Below are 19524 nucleotides of genomic sequence, written 5' to 3'. Positions count from 1 at the left end.
GGTTCCGTTGCCCCTGCACGAGGGTCGCGCGTCCGCCGTGCTGGCGGTCTTCCTGACCACGAGCCTGACCCTGTCCGCGTGCTCGACCCCCGAACCCGATACCGCGGAGGAACCGGCCGGCGACCACGTCTCCTTCTTCTGGGTCGAACGCGAGGCCAGAGTACACACGCTGAACCGCATGCTCGCCGAGGGCGATCCGGACGAGGTCGTCGAAGACATCGGCGACAAGAGGAGCAGGTTGTTCGAGACCGGCATCCTCCGAGAGACCGAGAACGGATACGCCGTCGAACTGGACAGGGACGAGTGGCGGACCCAGGAAGTACACAACTCCGGACAGATCGACGGAGCTCTCGCGGACGCCATGTACTTCAACGAGGTCACCTGGTGCGGTGAACCCGTCGGCGGTGAGGAGTTCGTCGACGCCTACATGGACGAACACTGGGAGACCCTCGACACCCCGGAGGAGTACGCGGCCAGCGTCGCCGACTACGTGGACTGCGGGGACGGCACCCCGTAGTCCGGCCAGGAGACCCTCGGGGGCTGGGCTTCCCCGCCACGCAAGGGGGCCGGTGCGACATACGCGCACCGGCCCCCTGACCCGCTCCGCGAGAGACCCTAGCCCCAGGCCAGGGCGGTCAGCTCCGGGTCCTCCAGCGCCGTGCCGATGTCGCGCAGCACCTTGGAGCCCAGCTCCCCGTCGACCAGGCGGTGGTCGAAGGACAGCGACAGGGTCGTCACCTTGCGGACCTTGAGCTTGCCCTTGTGCACCCAGGGCATGTCCCGGATCTGCCCGAAGGCGAGGATGGCCGCCTCACCCGGGTTGAGGATCGGGGTGCCCGCGTCCACGCCGAACACGCCGACGTTGGTGATCGTGATGGTGCCGCCGGACATGTCCGCCGGGCTGGTCTTGCCCGCCCGGGCGGTCTCGGTCAGCCGCTTCAGCCCCGCCGCCAGCTCCGGCAGGGTCATGGCGTCGGCGTCCTTGATGTTGGGCACCACCAGACCGCGCTCGGTGGCCGCCGCGATCCCCAGGTTCACGTAGTCCTTGACCACGATCTCCTGGTTCTCCTCGTCCCAGGAGGCGTTGACCTCCGGGTGCCGCCGGACCGCCATGAGCAGGGCCTTGGCGACCAGCAGCAGCGGGGACACCCGCACGTCGGCGAAGTCGGGCCGCTCGCGCAGGCGCGCGACCGCCTTCATCGTCCTGGTGACGTCCACCTGGAGGAACTCGGTGACGTGCGGAGCGGTGAACGCGCTGCCGACCATCGCCGCGGCCGTGTGCTTGCGCACGCCCTTGACGGGCACGCGCCGCTCGCGCGCGGTGCGGTCCACGGCCGCCGCGGGGGCGGCCTGCACGGTCTCCGCGGCCGCCGGGCCCCCCGGAGCCTGACCGACCGCGGCCCGCACGTCCTCGCGGGTGACGACGCCGTTGTCCCCCGTGGGGGTGACCGACGCCAGGTCCACGCCGAGGTCCTTGGCCAGCTTGCGCACCGGCGGCTTGGCGAGCGGACGGCCCGGCGCCCGCGCCGGGGCGGGGGCCGGGGCCGCCCGCGTCTCCCGCACCGCGGGCGTGTTGGCGGGCGCGGGCTCGCTGACGCGCGGCACGGGCGGCGACACCGGCGCCGAGGGGCCCGGGCGGCGGCGCGGTCGGCGCTGGGTGGAGGCCGCCTTCTCGCCGTAGCCGACCAGCGGCTTCTCCCGCTCCTCGGAGTCCGCCGACGGGGCGGCCTCCGGGGCGGAACCGCCGGAGCCGTCGTCCACGGTGATGATCACCGCGCCGACCTCCACGGTCTGGCCCTCCTCGGCCAACAGCTCGCGCACCGTCCCCGCGAACGGGCTGGGGAGCTCGACGACCGCCTTGGCGGTCTCGATCTCGCAGATCATCTGGTTGACCCCGACCTCGTCACCCGGCTTGACGTACCAGGAGAGGAGTTCGGCCTCGACCAGGCCCTCCCCGACGTCGGGCAGCTTGAACGACTGCACTCCGCCGACGGCGGGTTCGTTCTTGGAAATCGCCATGTCCTTCGGTTTCCCCGATCCCTAGTACGCGAACGCCCGGTCGACACCGTCCAGAACCCGGTCCAGGTCCGGCAGGTAGTGCTCCTCCAGCCGGGACTGCGGGTAGGGGGTGTCGAACGCGGCCACGCGGATGACCGGCGACTCCAGGTGGTAGAAGCACTCCTCGGTGACCCGGGCGGCGATCTCCGCGCCGGGGCCGCCGGAGAGGGGGGCCTCGTGGGCGACGACCAGGCGCCCCGTCCTCTTCACCGAGGCGAACAGGGTCGGGTAGTCCACGGGGGACAGCGAACGCAGGTCGACGACCTCGACGGAGTGGTCGGTGTCGGCCTCGGCGGCCTGGAGCGCCGTCTTGACCATGGGCCCGTACGCCAGGAGGGTCACGTCCGTGCCGGGACGGACCACGCGCGCGGCGCCCATCGGGGCGGCCTCGGCGATGGACGCCTCGGTGTCGACCTCGGCCTTCTCGTAGTAGCGCCGCTTGGGCTCCAGGAAGATCACCGGATCGTCGGAGCGCACGGCCTGCTGGATCATCCAGTAGGCGTCCTCGGGGTTGGCCACCGACACCACACGCAGCCCGGCGGTGTGGGTGAAGTAGGCCTCCGGGGACTCGCTGTGGTGCTCGACCGCGCCGATGCCGCCGCCGTAGGGGATGCGCATGACCACGGGCATGCTGAGCGTGCCCGCCGAGCGGCGCCGCATCTTGGCCAGCTGGGTGAAGGTCTGGTTCGCGGCCGGGAAGAAGAAGCCGTCGAACTGGATCTCCACCACGGGGCGGTAGCCGCGCATGGCCATGCCGATCGCGGTGCCGACGATGCCGGACTCGGCGAGGGGGGTGTCGATGACCCGGTCGGCGCCGAAGTCCTTGTACAGGCCGTCGGTGACCCGGAAGACGCCGCCGAGCCTGCCGACGTCCTCGCCCATGACCAGGACCTTGGGGTCGTGCTCCATGGCGGCGCGCAGGCCGGCGTTGATGGCCTTGCCGATGGTGAGGTTGGTTCCCATGGCCTAACGGCCCCCTTCCGCGCCCGCGCCCTCGAAGGAGGCCAGGTAGTCGGCGAACTCGGACCGCTGCTGGTCGATGTGGACGTTGGGCTCGGCGTAGACCTCGTGGAAGATGTCGAGGGGCTCGGGGTCGGGCAGGGAACGGCACTCGGTGCGCACCTGCTCGCCCAGCCGGTCCGCCTCGGCGTCCACGGACGCGAAGAACTCCTCGTCGGCGTGGCCGCCCCGCTCCAGGTAGCGGCGGACCCGCAGGATCGGGTCCTTGGCCTTCCACTCGTCGAGCTCGGCCGACGCGCGGTAGCGGGTGGGGTCGTCGTTGGTGGTGTGGGCGCCCATCCGGTAGGTGAACGCCTCCACGAGCGTGGGGCCGTTGCCCTCGCGGGCGTTGGACAGCGCGACCCGGGTCACGGCCAGGCAGGCCAGGACGTCGTTGCCGTCCACGCGCAGGCCGGGGAAGCCGAACCCGGCGGCGCGCCGGTAGATGGGCACGCGGGCCTGGCGCTCCAGCGGTTCGGAGATCGCCCACTGGTTGTTCTGGCAGAAGAAGACCACCGGGGCGTTGTTGACCGAGGCGAAGTTGAACGCCTCGTTGGTGTCGCCCTGGCTGGTGGCCCCGTCGCCGAAGTAGGAGATGACGGCGGTGCCGTCCTCGCCGACGGCGCCGTCGCGCTGGACGCCCATGGCGTAGCCGGTGGCGTGCAGGGTCTGGCTGCCGATGACGATCGTGTACAGGTGGAAGCCGTGCTCGTGGGGGTCCCAGCCCCCGTTGGTGACGCCGCGGAACATGCCGAGCAGTTCACGGGGCTCGATGCCCCGGCACCACGCGACGCCGTGCTCGCGGTAGGAGGGGAAGGCCATGTCCTTCGCGCCCAGCGCGCGTGCGGAGCCGATCTGCGCGGCCTCCTGGCCCAGCAGCGAGGCCCACAGGCCCAGCTCGCCCTGGCGCTGGAGGGAGACCGCCTCGCTGTCGAACCTGCGCACCAGGACCAGGTCGCGGTACAGGGCGCGGATCTCCTCGGCGCTGATGTCCAGGGGGTAGTCGGGGTGCCCCGTCAACTCCCCTTCCGGTGTCAGGAGCTGGATCAGCTCCGGTTCCTCGTGCACGGTCGTGTCCGACACGTTGCTCCCTCGGGTTCTCGGGGCCGAATTCGCGTGGGTGAACGCTGATCGGCCGAATCACGGTCCTCGTCCCACCCGGGGTGGTGGGCGGGAGTTGGACAGCCCTCTCCATATCGTGACAGAACTCACCATGGAGAGCGCAAGCCCTCAGCGTCACCTTTTCAGCTGCGGGCCCCATGATCCCCGATCCCCGACCAGTGCGATTACCAGGGCTTCCTAGCACTTACAAGGGTTTCCAACGACTTTTCGAGGACGCGGCCGCTACCCGCGCGGCCCGCGCGGGGTCCGGGGACACGAGAACCGCTCCGGCACGGGGAACGCCCGCCCGCGCGCACCGGTCGGCGTGCGGGGGACGCCTTCTTCCGTCACGGGCCCGGAGGCACCGCGCACCCCGCGCACCCGGTCCTCCGGCACCGGCGCGGGGCGCCGACCCGCGGCCCCTCCGGACACGCCCGCATGACAACCGTCATGCGACGATCGGTGTGAAACGCGGAAAAACCAGATGATCAGCGGTACTACTGTGCGCCATCCGCCGAAACTAGGTTCAGAACATGAACCGCGACGACGAACATCCCCCCGCGCAACCGCTCCGGACGGCTCCCCCGGCCCCGGGTGCGGGCCCCGAACACCCCTCAGCCGAGACCAGGCGGCGGCGCGGCCCCCGTCCGGTCCCGCCGGGCGTGCCCTATCACCGTGTCCTCGCCCACGAGAAGCGCCGCGTCTGGCGCGGCATCGCCGCTCTCGTCCTCTTCATGGGCGGGATGCTGGTCTTCTCCTTCGCCGCCGGGTTCCTCGGCGCGTTCGCCGACTTGGCGCTCGGCCGCTCCAGCGTGATGCTGGGCGGGGACGAGTTCACGCCCGTCACCCAGGCCTCCACCCTGCTCGGGCTCGCCCTGCTGCTGCCGTGGAGCATGCTCATCCAACGGTGGCTCTACGGCGTGAGGGGCGCCTCGCTGCATTCGGTCCGGTCGCTCTTCCGAGCCGACGTGTTCGGGCGGTCCCTCCTGGTGGTCCTGCCCGTCTGGACGGTCTACCTGGCCGTCTTCTCCGTCTTCACGCCCTATCCCGAAACCTCCTGGCTGTTCGCCGACCTCATCGCCATGTTCGCCGTCACCGTGCTGCTGGCACCGTTGCAGTCGGCCGGTGAGGAGTACGGTTTCCGCGGGCTCGCCTTCCGTGTCGCCGCGAGCTGGGGCCGTGGCGCGCGCACCAGCCTCGTCCTCGGCGTGTTCGTGTCGAGCCTGCTGTTCATGGCGGCGCACCTGGCGTTCGACCCGTGGCTCAACCTGTACTACTTCACGATGGGCGTCACCCTCGCCCTCATCACGTGGCGCACGGGTGGTCTGGAGATCGCCGTGGTCATTCACGCGGTCAACAACACGCTCGCCTTCCTCATCACCATCGTCACGCACGCCGACCTCATGGAGGGGATGGACCGGTCGGTGGGCGCCGGGTCGCCCGTCATGCTCGTGCCCTGCGTCCTGCTCATCGCGATCACGGCCGTGGTGTGGCTGCGCACCCGACGTACGGGACCGGAGACGACCCCCGTGGGGCCGGCCCCGAACCCGGTGGCGGAACGGAACGCGTGACCGGTCCGGGGGTTCACGGGCCCCGCCCGTGAGCCCGGTTCGGGTACCGGTCGGGGGCATCGGACCCGGGGGACGACCGTTTGCCGGCTTCGGGGAGGACACCGGCGTCGGCTCCGGGCCGTCACCGGCACGGTTCGCGGGGGGACGTGTCGCGGGGGGCACGGCCGCCCCGAACACCGGCGGGGGATGCGGGGCCGTTCGGCCCGGCGGTGCTCGCGGGCCCTCACCGGCCCGGGGGGGGCGGGGCCCTGCGCGGCCGGTTACTCGGCGGCGGCGTGCGCCCTGGAGGCGGGGACCCTCATGCCGCGGTCGCGGGCGTAGTCGGCGAGCATCTCGCGGAGCTGGCGGCGGGCGCGGTGCAGCCGGGACATGACCGTCCCCAGGGGCGTCCCCATCCGCTCGGCCACCTCCTTGTAGGCGTAGCCCTCGATGTCGACGAGGTAGATGACCTCCTGGAACTCCTCGGGCAGGCGGGCGAGCGCCTGCTTGATGTCGGAGTCGGGCAGGTGGTCCAGGACCTCGTTCTCGGCCGACCTCATGCCGGAGGACGTGTGCGCCTCGGCGGCGGCGAGCTGCCAGTCCTTGATCTCGTCGGTGGTCTCCTGGCGCGGTTCGCGCTGCTTCTTGCGGTAGCTGTTGATGAAGGTGTTGGTCAGGATCCGGTAAAGCCAGGCTCGCAGGTTCGTACCCGCGCGGAACTGGTGGAAATTCGCGAAGGCCTTGGCGAAGGTCTCCTGCACGAGGTCCTCCGCGTCGGCGGGGTTGCGGGTCATCCGCAGGGCCGTGGGGTAGAGCTGGTCGGCGAACGGTGTCACCGCGGTGGCGAAGTCCAGCGTCTGCTCCCCCTCGCGGGTCTCACCGGTCGTGGAGGCCTGGTCCATTTCGATAGTCGTCAAGATTCCCCCTCAGGACGACCGGACGGTCACTTCCACTGTGTAAGACGCCGCCGCAGGCCTCCAATGATGACATCAATCCGCGTGATACGAGTCACGGGACCCCCGAAACAGTCACCGGTACTGCCCAATGTGAGGTAAAGGCCCGGCGCGCCTCCTGGTCAGGATGCCTACCCGTTTGCGCGTGCCGTACGCTTGCGACGTCCCCCTCCCCGCCGGTCCGGGGAGGCGGCCCGCCCGCCGCAGGCACGTGCGGCACACCCCTTTTCCTTGTGGAGGACCCTGTGGCCCGCGTCGTTGTTGACGTCATGCTCAAGCCCGAGATCCTGGACCCCCAGGGCCAGGCCATCGCCGGGGCCTGCTCCCGTCTGGGCTTCGAGGGGATCGAGCAGGTCCGCCAGGGCAAGCGCTTCGAGGTCGAGGTGGAGGGCGCGGTGGACGAGGCCAAGCTCGCCGACGTCCGCCGCCTGGCCGAGACCCTCCTCGCCAACACCGTCATCGAGGAGTACAGCGTGCGCGTGGAGGACTGACCTCCGCGCGTGTGACCCGAGGCACTCCTACGCCGCGTCCCTCCCGGATTCCGCCGTCGCGGAAAACCCGCGGGGAAATCCGCGGGAATTCGTCCGCACGGTGTCCGACGTGCCCGAAGTGCCGGAGAGAACAGCCGTGTCCCCGCCGGGGACACGGCTGTTCGTTTTACTCCGTCCGCCCTCGGGGAAGGTTCCTAACATGCCGGGATGAACACGACAACGGAGCACGAGAGGTGTACGAATGGACGCCGATTTCTCGATCTCCCTCCCAAGGCAGGCGTATACGGTCGCCGTCGCCCGCGATGTCCTGGGCACCCTCCTCGTTCGCGCGGGAGTGTGCGGGGACTGCGTCGACGACATCCTCCTGGCCGTCTCCGAGGCCTGTGCCAACGCGATCGACCACGGCGGGCCGGCCCGTGACTACAGGGTCGAGGCGGAGATGGGCGGGCGATGGTGTGAACTGCGGATATCCCATACCGGGAGAGCGCCCGATCCCGTGGCGCTCGCGGAGCGGTTCACCACCGACCACACGCCCCTCCCCGGTCTGGAAGCGGAATCGGGCAGGGGCATTCTGTTGATGCGCTACCTCATGGACGAGGTCGCCTTCGAGGGGGAACCAAGGACCACGGTCCTGCTGCGCAAGCGGCTCACGGCTTGCGACGGACCGCCGGAGGAGAGCGCCGCCGATCAGGTGCCGGCCCAGCGCTACGCCCTGATGTGAGCGGGCCGAGCCGCGTGTCCCCCGGCCCCGGGACGCGGCGGCCCCCGGCCAGGGCCCGGACCGCGCCGTCCACGCGCGCGTCCACCGCCCCGCCGCGACCGCGGACCATCCCCGTGACGCATCACACAGGGCCCTTCCGACACCACCGTTTCCGCCTGTGGAATGCCACACCGGAACGCGGTGCGTGACCACCGGAGTTCAGAGCATCCTCCAAAGGAAAGGCCCCCGAGGGGCTCCGCCGTCGTACCCGACCACAGGTGAGCGGGTACGCTGCGGAGTGCGGACGCACCGTCCCCAGGGACGGGGCCAGGCAGCGGCGTCTCCCTCGCCGCACTCTCCCCGCCTCACGCGGGGACGGACTCGACCCGATCTCTCGGAGTGTGCTCATGACAGCCCGTGTGGGCGTCGTCACCTTCCCCGGCTCCCTCGACGACAAGGACGCCGCGCGCGCCGTCGCGCTGGCGGGCGCCGAACCCGTCTCGCTCTGGCACGCGGACGCCGACCTCAGGGGCGTCGACGCCGTGGTCCTGCCCGGCGGCTTCTCCTACGGCGACTACCTGCGCTGCGGGGCCATCGCCCGGTTCGCCCCCCTGATGTCGGAGCTGGTCCCGGCCGCCCGCTCGGGCGCGCTGCCGGTCCTGGGCATCTGCAACGGCTTCCAGATCCTGTGCGAGAGCCACCTGCTCCCCGGAGCCCTGACCCGCAACTCCTCGCTGCGGTTCGTCAACCGCGACCAGGTGCTGCGCGTGGAGAACACCGGCACCGCCTGGACCGGCGCCTACACCGAGGGCCAGGAGATCCTGGTGGTGCTCAAGAGCGGTGAGGGCAGCTACGTCGCCGACGAGCACACCCTGGACGAGCTGGAGGCCACCGGCCGCGTCGTGGTCCGCTACGTCGGCGGCAACCCCAACGGCTCCCGCCGCGACATCGCCGGGATCACCAACGAGCACGGGAACGTCGTCGGCCTCATGCCGCACCCCGAGCACGCCGTCGAAACGCTCACCGGCCCCTCCGACGAGGGCCTGGGCTTCTTCTCCTCGATCCTCGCCCACCTGGCCGCCGGTTCGCCGGTGAACGCCTGAGCCGCATCCCGAACTGGAGGGTTGGCCGATGATGGGGCTGCTGCGCTCCAGAAGGACGATGTTCGTCCTCGTGGGGCTGGTCGTGGTCGGACTGGTGGTGTCCGCGGGCATCGGCCTGTTCAACGCCATCGGCTCGGCACCCGTCGCCTCGCCCCCTCCCCAGGGCCAGCAGGACGGGGGCCAGGGCGGCGCTCCGTCCCAGAACCCGCCGCCGGACGTGGACGTACTCGGCCAGGCGCCCTCCGGTCTGTCCTACGTCTCCGATCCGGAGGCCGACGTCTACTGCGAGGGCACCGAGTGCGTCCGGCTGGTGATGGTCATGACCGAGGACGGTGAGCTGACCGAGGACTCGCGCGAGACCGTCGACACGGTGGTCTCCCACCTCCTCGGCCGGGGCTGGGAGGAGCAGGAGCCCCAGGGAGCACCCGAGGAGCAGGTCTTCCTCAGCGACGGCGAACACATGCTGGCCGACACCTCCGCCCACGACGAACCCGAGTCCCCGGCGACGCTGATGCTCGGCGACGCGAGCGGGCCCCAAACGCCCTGACCCGACCTTCCGCGCCGTTGGTCGGACGCCACGGCCCGGCTTCCACCCGAACACCCCGAACGGAACCACGCATGTCTGAAGCACCTGGTCTCGACACCGTCGCCGTGGCGCACGACAACCCCGACACACCGCAGCCGTACGCCGAACTGGGTATGGCCAAGGACGAGTACGAGCGGGTACGCGAGATCCTGGGCCGCCGCCCCACCTCCGCCGAGCTGGCCATCTACTCGGTCATGTGGAGCGAGCACTGCTCCTACAAGTCGTCCAAGGTGCACCTGCGCCAGTTCGGGGAGAAGGCGCCCGAGAACGACGCCCTGCTCGTCGGCATGGGTGAGAACGCGGGCGTGGTGGACGTCGGCGACGGCCGCGCGGTCACGTTCAAGATCGAGTCGCACAACCACCCCTCCTACGTGGAGCCGCACCAGGGCGCGGCCACCGGCGTGGGCGGCATCGTGCGCGACATCCTCACCATGGGCGCCCGCCCCGTCGCGGTGATGGACGCGCTGCGGTTCGGCCCGGCCGACGCCGACGACACCAAGCGGGTGCTGCCCGGCGTGGTGTCGGGCATCTCCTTCTACGGCAACTGCCTGGGCCTGCCCAACATCGGCGGCGAGATCGGCTTCGACGCCGGGTACATCGGCAACCCGCTGGTCAACGCGCTGTGCGTCGGCGTGATGCGGCACGAGGACATCAAGCTGGCGCAGGCGCCCGGTCCGGGCAACAAGGTGGTGCTGTTCGGCTCCACCACCGGCCCCGACGGGATCGGCGGCGCCTCGGTGCTGGCCAGCGCCACCTTCGACGACGAGTCGCACGCCAAGCGGCCCAGCGTGCAGGTCGGCGACCCGTTCATGGAGAAGCTGCTCATCGAGTGCAGCCTGGAGCTGTTCGAGAAGGACCTGGTCGTCGGCATCCAGGATCTGGGGGCGGCGGGCGTGTCCTGCGCCACCACCGAACTCGCCGCGGGCGGCACCGGCGGCATGCGCGTCCAGCTGGACCGGGTCCCGCTGCGCGACCACCGGCTCACTCCCGAGGAGATCCTCATGAGCGAGTCGCAGGAGCGCATGATGGCGATCGTCGAGCCCGCGAAGCTGGACGAGTTCCTGGCCATCTGCGACAAGTGGCAGATCCTGGCCACCGAGATCGGCGAGGTCACCGACGTGACCCCCGAGGAGGCCGAGCGCGGCGGTCGCCTGGTGATGACCTGGCACGGCGAGACCGTGGTGGACATGCCGCCGCGGACCGCCTCCGACGAGGGCCCCGTCTACCAGCGCCCGTACGCGCGCCCGGCCTCGCAGGACGCGCTCCAGGCCGACGACGCCGGGAAGCTGCCCCGGCCCTCCGGCGACGCCGAGCTGCGCGAGCAGGTGCTGCGCGTGCTGGGCGCCCCGGGCGTGGGCGACCCGACGTGGGTCACCCAGCAGTACGACAGCTACGTGCGCGGCGACACGGTGGTCTCCACCCCGCACGACGCCGGGATGATCCGCGTCTCCGACGACTCCCACCGCGGCGTGGCCCTGTCCACGGACGGCAACGGCCGCTTCACCCGGCTGGACCCGTACACGGGCACGCAGCTGGCCTACGCCGAGGCCTACCGCAACGTCGCCGCCACGGGCGCGCGCCCGCTGGCGGTGACCAACTGCCTCAACTTCGGCTCGCCCGAGGACCCCGGGGTGATGTGGCAGTTCGCCGAGTCCACCCGCGGGCTGGCCGACGCCTGCCAGCAGCTGGGCACCCCGGTGACCGGCGGAAACGTGAGCTTCTACAACCAGACCGGTGACGTGGCGATCAACCCGACCCCGGTGATCGGTGTGCTCGGCGTGATCGACGACGTGCGCACGCGGCTGCGGACGTCGTTCGACACCGACGGCGCCCGGGTGTTCCTGCTGGGCGAGACCCGGCCGGAGTTCGGCGGCTCGGCGTGGGCCGACACGGTCCACGGCCACCTGGGCGGCCTGCCGCCGCGGGTGGACCTGGCCGCCGAGGCCGCCCTGGGCGAGGTGCTGGCCGCCTCCGCCGAGCGGGGCCTGGCCGAGGCCGCGCACGACCTGTCCGACGGCGGCCTGGCGGTCGCGCTGGCCGAGTCGGCGATGCGCGGCGGCCGGGGCGTGCGGGTGACCGTGGACGGGGACGTGTTCACCGCCCTGTTCAGCGAGTCCGGCGCCCGCGCGGTCGTCGCGGTGCGGCCGGGCGAGGAGGAGGCGTTCGTGGCGCTGGCCAACGAGCACGGCGTGCCGGTGGAGCAGATCGGCGTCGTGGGCGGCGAGACCCTGTCGGTCACGCACCCCGGCGGCGCCGTGGAGATCGCGCTGACCGACCTGCGCGCCTCCTACGAGGCGGCCCTGCCCGCCCTGATGGACGGCGTGTGACACTGGCCGTTCGCGGCGGGGGCGTCCTTCGGGGCGCCCCCGCCGCGTCGTCTCGGCCGACCCCGGGTGATCGCCGCCCGAGTCGGCGACGGTCACCCGGGACGCGCTCAGCCGCGCGGACGCAGCGGTCCGGGACGCCCCTCCCGGACCCGGTGGCCGCTCCCGCGCCTTCGCGTGCGGCGCCCGGAGGAGGTTTTCCGCGTGGTTGCCGCTGGCTGGGTAGGGGACCGGGGAGAATCGGTGGACCGGGTCCCACGCGGGAACCGGGAGCGTACGGCGACGGAAGGGAGCGGACGTCATGCGACGCGGCAGGTTGAAGGGCCCCCTGGGCAGCCACGAGCGTCCGGCGAGCGCCCTGGGTTTCCGCGCGGTGCTGGCCGTGTTCGGCGCCCTGGTACTACTGCTCGGCGCGATCGCCGCGTACGTGTGGACCGACCAGCTCTGGCTGGTCGTCCTGCTCGGCGCGGGCTTCGTCGCCGCGTGCGTGAACGTGTACTGGGTGTCCAGGCGCCGCAGGTACGAACACCCCTCCCCCTGACGGTCAGGCGACCGGGGTCAGCGTGACGGCCACCGGCCGGTGGTCGGAGTGCGGCACGTCCGGGTTGGCCGGATCGCTCGGCGCCAGGTCCCCGGTGTGCAGGACGTGGTCGATCTGCTGGTCGGAGCCGGTCTCCCCCGGCAGAGTGGGGAAGGGACGCGTGTTCCGGAACGCGTCGAGCAGTCCGTGCTCGGTGAGCAGGCCCCACGCGGGGTCGTCCGGTTCGATGTTGAGGTCCCCCGCCACCACGACGGGCGTTCCGCGCTCCCGCGCCCGGCGGGCGATCTCCGCGATCTCGCGCAGCTGGCGCCGGGAGGACTCCGCGCGGAAGCCGCGGTCGGCGGGCTGCACGTGGGTGGAGACCACCGTGACCCCGGTACCGCCGTGGTCCACGGTCACCTCCAGCGCCTGGGCCCCGGTGGGACCGCTCGGCGTGAGCGGGTGCCGCCGCTCACGGGTGACCGGCAGGGAGGTGAGCACGGCGTCGCCCCACAGCGGCCCGTCGGCCGGTCCCCAGTGCGCGGCCATGCCGAGTTCGAGCGCGAGCCGGGACAGCACGTCGTTGCCTCCGTTGAGCAGCCAGCCCCGGTCCACCTCGCTGAGGACGACGACGTCGGCGTCCAGGCGGCGCAGCGCCCCGGCCTGCTCGGTGACGGAGAACCGGCCGTCCATGCCGAAGCCCATCCGCACGTTGTAGGCGGCCACGCGCAGCCCCTCGGTCCCGCTCGCGGGTGCGGGTGCGAACGTGCGGGCCGCGAACACGGGCCAGAGGGCGGTGGCCGCCAGGGTGAGCGCGGCCGTCCCCGCGGTCAGCGCGAGTGCGCGAGGGCGCGGAGGCCCACCGGTCTCCAGAACCGGGGAGGACACGGCGGGCAGCAGCAGGGCCGCGGCGAGGAAGGGCACGTACGCGTTGGGCACGTACAGGTCGTAGGCGGAGTAGAACGCGAATACCAGCACCACGAACACCAGCAGGCCCGACGCGGCGGCCAGCCCGCTGCGCGCCGCCGACGCCCGCCCGGGCCGGGCGAACACGGCCCGGCCCGCGCAGGCGGCCAGGGCGAGCTGACCGGCGACCAGCGCCGCCGCGGACGGCAGGGCCGCCGCCTCCGGGGTCACGCCGTCGGAGGACGCCCAGGCCAGCCACGCCAGCGCGGCCAGGAGCACGACGGGGGCCGCCCACCGGCTCCGGCCCGGAAGGAGCGGACGCCGGACGAGGCCCACCGACAGCACGGCGCCCGTGGCGACGGCCGCCGCGCCCAGAGGTGACCCCGCGAGGGTCTGCCCCACCGCCGGATTGGCGGTGTACAGGCCGCTGAGGAAGAACAGGGGGCCCAGGACCAGCCAGGCCCGGGGCGGCACGGGGCGGGCGGGCCCCGGGGCGGTGTCCCGGACGTTGAGCAGCAGGAGCAGGAGGAGCCCGACCTCCGCGATGACCGGCGCCCACGCCAGGGGCGTCGGCCACCACACGAGGTCGATCACGCCGAAGAGGGAGCGTACGACCGCGGTGGCCGCGATCGCGGCGACGACCCCGGTCACCACCTCGCGTCCGCACAGGCGTCCGTCGACGGCGGACGCCATCGCGGTGCACACCAGCCACACGGTCCCCGCGCCCACCGTGGCCGCGGAGACGTACAGCTGCGGGTCGCCGCCCTCGGTGGCCTGGAGCGCCAGGCGCCCCGCCGCCATCACCACGACGGCGGCGCCCGCCATGGCCGTGGGCGGGATCCGGCGGGCGAGGGGGACGAAGGGGAACGGGGCCAGGAACCAGGCGAGCGCGAACGCGCCCATCAGCGCGGGATCGGTCGTCCCGGCCTGGCCGAACACGGTGATCAGGGACGGCAGGAACACCCGGAGGGCGTCCAGGAGCAGCACGGTGCCGACGGCGGCGGCGAGCAGGTCCCGGCGCATGGCCCTCCGCTTCCTCGGTGGACACGAGGAATTCTCATGTTCCGCGCCCGCCGTGGCAAGGGGGTCAAGCGGTACCGGTTCCCGGAAGCGCCGCCGGGGGCTGGGGCACGGCCCCTCCCCCCGGCGCGCACCGGCTCGCCGACCGGTCAGACGGTGGCCAGGGGGATCCGTGCCTTCACGGCCTCGGCGATCATGCCGACGTCCACCGGGTCGGAGGTGAGGACCGTCGCCCCCGTCTCCACGGCGACCCGGACCACCATGGCGACCACGATGTCGCTCGTGCCGGAGATGCCCGGGAGCTTGCCGATCCCGCGGGCCATCGGATCGTGGAACCACGGCGGAGCGGCCGGGGCAGGGGTCCTCCCCCTACCCGGCCGCTCCACTCGGCCTGCTCAGCGGTCCGCGGTGCCCTCCCCGGCCAGCGCGTCCTGGCGGATGAGGTCGGCGGCGCGCTCGCCCAGGGCCAGGACCATGACCATGGGGTTGGGCGTCGGCAGCGTGGGGAACACCGACGCGTCGGCCACCCGCAGGCCGCGCAGCCCGCGCACGCGCAGGCGCGGGTCGACCACGGCGCCGTCGTCGTCGGCGGCGCCCATCCGGCAGGTGCCCGCCGGGTGGTAGACGGTGTGGGCGGCTCGGCGGCCGTACTCGGACAGCTCCTCGTCGCTCTGGACGCCGGGGCCGGGGGCGACCTCCCTGGTGATCCAGGACCGGAACGGCTCGGTGGCGGCGACCTCGCGGGCGATCCTGAGGCCGTCCACGATCGTCCTCTCGTCGTAGCCCTCGGGGTCGGTGAAGTACCGGAAGTCCAGTTCGGGCTTCTCGCGGGGGTCGCCACTGGCGAGGCGGAGCTTGCCGCGCGAGCGCGCGCGGGGGATGTTCGGCGTCATGCAGACCGCGTATCCGTCGGGCGGGGACTCGTAGCCCAGCCGCCTCGTGTTGTCGTCGAAGGGGACCTGGTAGATGTGGAACATCAGGTCCGGGCGCGGGTCGGAGTCGTCGCGCCGCACGAACAGGCCCGCGTCGGAGTGCATCACCGTGTTCGTCGGGACCGGCCTGCTGGTCTCCCACATGATGATCGACTCGGGGTGGTCGAGCAGGTTCTCGCCGACGCCGGGCAGGTCGTGGCGGGGTTCGATGCCCGCCTCGCGCAGTTCCCCGGCGTTGCCGACCCCCGAGAGCATGAGCAGCCGGGGCGAGTCGACCGCTCCCGCGCACAGGATCACCTCCCGGCGGGCGCTGACGGTGGTGCGCGTGCCGTCCTTCGCCGTGGCGCTGACCCCCGTGGCGCGGTCGCCGTCGAACAGCAGCCGGTCGGCCCAGGTCTCCAGCATGACGGTGAGGTTGTCGCGCACGTCCATGATGGGGTGGAGGTAGGCCACCGAGGCCGAGGAGCGGTGGCCGGTGTAGGGGTCGTAGGCGATGGACAGGAAGCCCGCCCCGCACGCGAAGCCGCCTCCGTGCGAGGTCAGGGCGTTGAAGTCCTCCACCACCGGGACACCGGCCGCCTCGGCCGCCGAGGCCACCCAGTCCCTGACCATGGCGTTGCGGTCCTTCTCGGCGACCGGGACGATGTTGCACCTGATCCGGTCCGCGTAGGACTGCACGGTGGCGTTGTCCCAGCCCTCGGCGCCCGCCGCGACCCAGTCGTCCAGGTCCTCGGCGAACGGCCGGAAGCTGATGAGCGTGTTGTGCGAGGAGCACCCGCCGAGCACGCGGGCCCGGGAGTGCAGGATGTGGGAGTTGCCGCGCGGCTGCTCGACGGTGGTGTAGCCGTAGTCGAGTTCCCCGTCCAGGACGCTCAGCCAGTCGCGCAGGCGCAGGACGTGCTCCAGGTTCCGGTCGTCGGGGCCGCCCTCGATGAGGCACACGGTGGTGCCGGGGTCCTCGGTGAGCCGGTTGGCGATCACCGATCCCGCGGTGCCGCCTCCCACGATCACGTAGTCATAGGTGCTCTCGGTCGGGTCCACGGTCCGGGTCCTCTCGTCGCTCGGCCCCGTCAGCCGAACCAGCGCTGCGGTTCGGGGGACAGGTTGCGGTAGACGTGCTTGGCCTCGCGGTACTCGTCCAGGCCCGCGAGTCCGAGTTCGCGGCCGATCCCGCTGCGGCCGTAGCCGCCCCACTCGGCGCCGGGGAAGTAGGGGCCGTAGTCGTTGATCCAGACGGTGCCGTGGCGCAGGGCCGCCGCGACGCGCTCCCCGCGGGCGGTGTCGTCGGTCCACACTCCGCCGGAGAGGCCGTAGTCGGTGTCGTTGCCCAGCTCGACGGCCTGCTGCTCGGTCTCGAACCGCTCCACGGTCACGACCGGGCCGAACACCTCGGTCTGGACGATGTCCATGGCCCGGTCGCAGTCCACGAACACGGTGGGCCGGTAGAAGTAGCCCTGCGCGAGGTCCGGGTCGTCGGGCCGCCTGCCCCCGGCGATGATCCGGGCGCCCTCCTCGACGCCGCGAGCGACCGCGGCCTCCACCTTGGCGCGGTGCTCGGCCGACACCAGCGGGCCGCAGCGCACGCCCTCGTCCTGGCCTCGGCCGATGCGGATGGCCTCGGCGCGGCGGGCGAGTTCGGTGGTGAAGGCGTCGTGGACGTCGTTGTGCACGATGAGGCGCGCCCCGGCCGAGCAGACCTGCCCGGAGTGGAAGAACGCGGCGCTGAGCGCGTAGTCCACGGCGGTGTCCAGGTCCACGTCCGGGAAGATGATGTTGGGGTTCTTGCCGCCGAGTTCCAGGGCGATCTTCTTGACCGTCTCGGAGGCCGCCGCCATGATCCGCCTGCCGGTGGCCAGACCGCCGGTGAAGGAGATCAGGTCCACGTCGGGGTGCTCGGACAGCGGGGCGCCCGCGTCGGGGCCGCTGCCCGTGACCAGGTTGACCACGCCCGCCGGGACGCCCGCCTCGGTAGTGAGCTCGACCAGCTTGGCGGTGGTGACCGGTGTGATCTCACTGGGCTTGACCACCATGGTGTTGCCCGCGGCCAGGGCCGGGGCCATCTTCCAGGCGAGCTGGAGCAGAGGGTAGTTCCAGGGCGTGATCATGCCGCAGACGCCGACGGGCTCGTAGACCACCTTGCTGTGCACGCCCTCGGGCGCGGAGACCAGGCGGCCCGTGTCCTTGTCGGCGAGACCGGCGTAGTAGCGGAAGACGCCGGTGACGTCGTCGACGTCGATCCCGCCCTCCTCGATGGTCTTGCCGGTGTCGAGGGACTCCATGACCGCGATCTCCTCGCGGTCGCGCTGGAGCAGGTCGGCGATGCGGTCGAGGACGCGTCCGCGCTCCCCGGCGGGGGTGCGGGGCCACTCGCCGCCGTCGAAGGCGCGGCGGGCCGCGGCGATGGCCTCCTCGGAGTCGGCCCTTCCGCCCTCGCTGACGATGGTCAGGACGGAGGCGTCGGCGGGGTTCAGGATCTCCCGCACCCGGCCGTTGCCGGCCGCCCGCCACCGACCGTCGATGTAGAGGCTGGTGGCCGTCGCCGACCCCGGTTCCGCCAGGTACGGCACGGACGGAAGGGTTACGTAGAGTTCGTTCACGGGTCCGGTTTGCCCCGGATCGTTAGTCACAAACAGCCTCGTCTCATCAGACTCTTCCGCCATGTACGCCCTGTTGACCGGCCTGGTCTGCGCGAACAACCCGACCCAGTGGAATCGCCCGTGGTCCGGCCCGCGTCACATCCGGGCCAACAACTACTCGGAGTCACGATCGGGGGAGCGACGGAACACCCGCGCCTGGGGAAGACGGGGACGAGAGTTTGACGTACATTGAGGTGTGCCCTTAGTTGAGGCATACCTAAGCGGGTTCGTCCGGACTCCCGAGCCCCCGCGGCACGGACCGCGCCCACCGCGCACCCCTTGAGGAAGGCATGCTGCTCGAACAGGAACGCCGTGACGTGTGTCTGACCGCCCGCGCCCTGGCCGCGGACCCGGGCACCGCGCCCGGCGAGTCGGGGACCGTCAGCGTCCGCAGCGGCGACCTGGTGGTCGTCACGCCCCACGGTGTCCGCCTCGACCAGATCCAGCCCGCCGACTGCCCGGTGATGTCGCTCGACGACCGCGTGCTGGAGGGAAGGCGCGACCCCGCCGCCGAGGCCACGCTGCACATGGCCGTGCACCGCCTGGCCGCCGAGCACGACCGCGACGTCACCGCGGTGGTGAACGCGTTCACGACCGACACCGTCGCCGTGTCCTCGGTCCTGGCCGAGCTGCCCGCCATCCACCACCGCGCCGCCGGTCTGGGCGGGGCGATCGCCGTCACCCCGTACACCACCTACGGCACCGGCGAGATCGCCGACCACGCCGTCAAGGCGCTCAAGGGCCGCGACGCCGCGCTGCTCGCCGACCACGGCGGCCTCGCCCTGGGCCGCGACCTGGGGCACGCGCTGGAGAACCTGCGGCTGCTCGACTGGCTCAGCGGCGCGTACCTGAGGGCCCGCCAGCTCGGCGAGCCCCGCGTGCTGTCCGAGGACGAGCTGGCCCGGGTCCGCGAGCGCGACACCTACGGCTGGGCGGGCCCGGACATCCTCTGAGGCCCCGGCCGAGCCTCTGCGGCCGGGCCCTCGGAAGGCCGTCGGAACGCGCCTTGGCGTCCCGGCCGGTTCTCCCCGTCCGCGCCGCGTGGGCGGCGGTGACGTGGTCGAGCGCGCACCTCTACCCCAGGCCCCAGGTCGGGGAGCCCGGACGGCGACGCGGAGAACGCGTTTCGAACCCGGTGCCGGGGAAGAGGAAAAACGGATGTGGACAACCCCCCACGCGACGCCCGGAACGGGACAATGGTGCCAAGACCGATGCCGAACGGCAGGAGACCCCATGCGCTGCAGCTACATCCGGCTCCTCGTCAACGACTACGAGGCCTGCTTCCGCTTCTACTCCGAGGTGCTCAAGCTCCCCGTGCTGCGCGGGGACGAGGGTAGCCGCTACGCGGAGTTCGACGTCGAGTCGGGGACCCGGCTGGCGATCAACCAGCGCGAGGTGATGGCGGAGGCCCTGGAGACCGACACCGCCGACCCGGCGCTGCCCAACCAGGACCGGTTCGCGGTGATCTTCGAGGTGGACGACGTCGACGCCACGGCCGCCAGACTGGTCTCGGACGGCGCCCGGCAGGTGATGGAGCCGCGCGACTGGACCGCATGGGGTATCCGCGCGGCGCACTTCCGCGACCCCGACGGCTACCTGCTGGAGATCAACAGCCCGCTGATCCCCCTGGCGCAGGTCTGATCCC

The 19524-nt window shown here is 72.1% G+C and carries 18 protein-coding genes; 10 read left to right on the top strand and 8 right to left on the bottom strand.

The features are described from left to right. Window positions 1-7: 7 nt before the first annotated feature. Complete coding sequence (locus NDAS_RS26830; protein ID WP_013156406.1) at window positions 8-517, top strand: hypothetical protein; 510 nt, start codon at window positions 8-10, stop codon at window positions 515-517. 98 nt (window positions 518-615) lie between these two features. Here the strand turns inward: NDAS_RS26830 and NDAS_RS26825 are convergent, their stop codons facing one another. Genes NDAS_RS26825 through pdhA form a run of 3 tightly spaced genes read right to left on the bottom strand, consistent with a single transcriptional unit; the run spans window position 616 to window position 4140 of the window. Next, window positions 616-2019 (bottom strand): dihydrolipoamide acetyltransferase family protein, encoded by a 1404-nt coding sequence (locus tag NDAS_RS26825; protein WP_013156405.1) that lies wholly within the window; start codon window positions 2017-2019, stop codon window positions 616-618. A 21-nt stretch (window positions 2020-2040) separates the two neighbouring features. Further along, window positions 2041-3021, bottom strand: coding sequence for an alpha-ketoacid dehydrogenase subunit beta (locus tag NDAS_RS26820; RefSeq protein ID WP_013156404.1), 981 nt, complete (start codon window positions 3019-3021; stop codon window positions 2041-2043). A gap of 3 nt (window positions 3022-3024) precedes the next feature. Further along, window positions 3025-4140: a pyruvate dehydrogenase (acetyl-transferring) E1 component subunit alpha gene (gene pdhA, locus NDAS_RS26815; protein ID WP_013156403.1), complete on the bottom strand. Its 1116-nt coding sequence runs from the start codon at window positions 4138-4140 to the stop codon at window positions 3025-3027. Window positions 4141-4691: 551 nt separating this feature from the next. Here pdhA and NDAS_RS26810 point away from each other — a divergent pair. Continuing rightward, window positions 4692-5729, top strand: coding sequence for a CPBP family intramembrane glutamic endopeptidase (locus tag NDAS_RS26810; protein WP_013156402.1), 1038 nt, complete (start codon window positions 4692-4694; stop codon window positions 5727-5729). Between the two features lie 260 nt (window positions 5730-5989). Here the strand turns inward: NDAS_RS26810 and NDAS_RS26805 are convergent, their stop codons facing one another. Further along, window positions 5990-6625, bottom strand: coding sequence for a sigma-70 family RNA polymerase sigma factor (locus NDAS_RS26805; protein ID WP_013156401.1), 636 nt, complete (start codon window positions 6623-6625; stop codon window positions 5990-5992). Window positions 6626-6906: 281 nt separating this feature from the next. On the opposite strand from NDAS_RS26805, the gene purS reads away from it, so the two are divergent. The 6 genes from purS to NDAS_RS26775 all read left to right on the top strand — a co-directional run bounded on the left by purS (window position 6907) and on the right by NDAS_RS26775 (window position 12406). Next, window positions 6907-7152 (top strand): phosphoribosylformylglycinamidine synthase subunit PurS, encoded by a 246-nt coding sequence (gene purS / locus NDAS_RS26800; protein WP_013156400.1) that lies wholly within the window; start codon window positions 6907-6909, stop codon window positions 7150-7152. Window positions 7153-7393: 241 nt separating this feature from the next. Then, window positions 7394-7873: an ATP-binding protein gene (locus tag NDAS_RS26795; protein ID WP_013156399.1), complete on the top strand. Its 480-nt coding sequence runs from the start codon at window positions 7394-7396 to the stop codon at window positions 7871-7873. A 386-nt stretch (window positions 7874-8259) separates the two neighbouring features. Beyond that, window positions 8260-8955, top strand: coding sequence for a phosphoribosylformylglycinamidine synthase subunit PurQ (purQ, locus tag NDAS_RS26790; RefSeq protein ID WP_013156398.1), 696 nt, complete (start codon window positions 8260-8262; stop codon window positions 8953-8955). A gap of 28 nt (window positions 8956-8983) precedes the next feature. Continuing rightward, window positions 8984-9502 (top strand): hypothetical protein, encoded by a 519-nt coding sequence (locus tag NDAS_RS26785; RefSeq protein ID WP_013156397.1) that lies wholly within the window; start codon window positions 8984-8986, stop codon window positions 9500-9502. Window positions 9503-9573: 71 nt separating this feature from the next. Beyond that, window positions 9574-11868: a phosphoribosylformylglycinamidine synthase subunit PurL gene (gene purL, locus NDAS_RS26780; RefSeq protein WP_013156396.1), complete on the top strand. Its 2295-nt coding sequence runs from the start codon at window positions 9574-9576 to the stop codon at window positions 11866-11868. Between the two features lie 298 nt (window positions 11869-12166). After that, complete coding sequence (locus NDAS_RS26775; RefSeq protein WP_013156395.1) at window positions 12167-12406, top strand: membrane protein; 240 nt, start codon at window positions 12167-12169, stop codon at window positions 12404-12406. 3 nt (window positions 12407-12409) lie between these two features. Here the strand turns inward: NDAS_RS26775 and NDAS_RS29630 are convergent, their stop codons facing one another. The 4 genes from NDAS_RS29630 to NDAS_RS26760 all read right to left on the bottom strand — a co-directional run bounded on the left by NDAS_RS29630 (window position 12410) and on the right by NDAS_RS26760 (window position 17840). Beyond that, window positions 12410-14314, bottom strand: coding sequence for an endonuclease/exonuclease/phosphatase family protein (locus NDAS_RS29630; RefSeq protein ID WP_013156394.1), 1905 nt, complete (start codon window positions 14312-14314; stop codon window positions 12410-12412). 146 nt (window positions 14315-14460) lie between these two features. After that, window positions 14461-14634: a hypothetical protein gene (locus NDAS_RS29050; protein WP_167539521.1), complete on the bottom strand. Its 174-nt coding sequence runs from the start codon at window positions 14632-14634 to the stop codon at window positions 14461-14463. A 72-nt stretch (window positions 14635-14706) separates the two neighbouring features. Then, on the bottom strand, window positions 14707-16284 hold the full coding sequence (locus NDAS_RS26765) for a GMC family oxidoreductase (RefSeq protein ID WP_013156392.1): 1578 nt from the start codon (window positions 16282-16284) through the stop codon (window positions 14707-14709). Window positions 16285-16313: 29 nt separating this feature from the next. Further along, window positions 16314-17840 (bottom strand): aldehyde dehydrogenase family protein, encoded by a 1527-nt coding sequence (locus NDAS_RS26760; protein ID WP_041553454.1) that lies wholly within the window; start codon window positions 17838-17840, stop codon window positions 16314-16316. Window positions 17841-18169: 329 nt separating this feature from the next. Between NDAS_RS26760 and NDAS_RS26755 the strand changes: the two genes are divergently transcribed. Then, the gene (locus NDAS_RS26755; RefSeq protein ID WP_013156390.1) at window positions 18170-18832 is read left to right on the top strand and encodes a class II aldolase/adducin family protein; all 663 of its coding nucleotides are present in this window, start codon (window positions 18170-18172) and stop codon (window positions 18830-18832) included. A gap of 280 nt (window positions 18833-19112) precedes the next feature. Beyond that, on the top strand, window positions 19113-19520 hold the full coding sequence (locus NDAS_RS26750) for a VOC family protein (protein WP_013156389.1): 408 nt from the start codon (window positions 19113-19115) through the stop codon (window positions 19518-19520). Window positions 19521-19524 lie beyond the last annotated feature (4 nt).

It is taken from the genome of Nocardiopsis dassonvillei subsp. dassonvillei DSM 43111 (genome assembly GCF_000092985.1).
In the GTDB taxonomy this organism is placed as follows: domain Bacteria; phylum Actinomycetota; class Actinomycetes; order Streptosporangiales; family Streptosporangiaceae; genus Nocardiopsis; species Nocardiopsis dassonvillei.
This window is presented reverse-complemented; position numbering and strand designations above follow the sequence as displayed.

Bases quoted from the DNA above. Each gene is read 5' to 3' on its own strand.
- NDAS_RS26825 (WP_013156405.1), bottom strand. From the start codon at position 2,019: ATGGCGATTTCCAAGAACGAACCCGCCGTCGGCGGAGTGCAGTCGTTC.
- NDAS_RS26820 (WP_013156404.1), bottom strand. From the start codon at position 3,021: ATGGGAACCAACCTCACCATCGGCAAGGCCATCAACGCCGGCCTGCGC.
- NDAS_RS26810 (WP_013156402.1), top strand. From the start codon at position 4,692: ATGAACCGCGACGACGAACATCCCCCCGCGCAACCGCTCCGGACGGCT.
- NDAS_RS26795 (WP_013156399.1), top strand. From the start codon at position 7,394: ATGGACGCCGATTTCTCGATCTCCCTCCCAAGGCAGGCGTATACGGTC.
- purQ (WP_013156398.1), top strand. From the start codon at position 8,260: ATGACAGCCCGTGTGGGCGTCGTCACCTTCCCCGGCTCCCTCGACGAC.
- NDAS_RS26785 (WP_013156397.1), top strand. From the start codon at position 8,984: ATGATGGGGCTGCTGCGCTCCAGAAGGACGATGTTCGTCCTCGTGGGG.
- purL (WP_013156396.1), top strand. From the start codon at position 9,574: ATGTCTGAAGCACCTGGTCTCGACACCGTCGCCGTGGCGCACGACAAC.
- NDAS_RS26775 (WP_013156395.1), top strand. From the start codon at position 12,167: ATGCGACGCGGCAGGTTGAAGGGCCCCCTGGGCAGCCACGAGCGTCCG.
- NDAS_RS29630 (WP_013156394.1), bottom strand. From the start codon at position 14,314: ATGCGCCGGGACCTGCTCGCCGCCGCCGTCGGCACCGTGCTGCTCCTG.
- NDAS_RS29050 (WP_167539521.1), bottom strand. From the start codon at position 14,634: ATGGCCCGCGGGATCGGCAAGCTCCCGGGCATCTCCGGCACGAGCGAC.
- NDAS_RS26755 (WP_013156390.1), top strand. From the start codon at position 18,170: ATGCTGCTCGAACAGGAACGCCGTGACGTGTGTCTGACCGCCCGCGCC.
- NDAS_RS26750 (WP_013156389.1), top strand. From the start codon at position 19,113: ATGCGCTGCAGCTACATCCGGCTCCTCGTCAACGACTACGAGGCCTGC.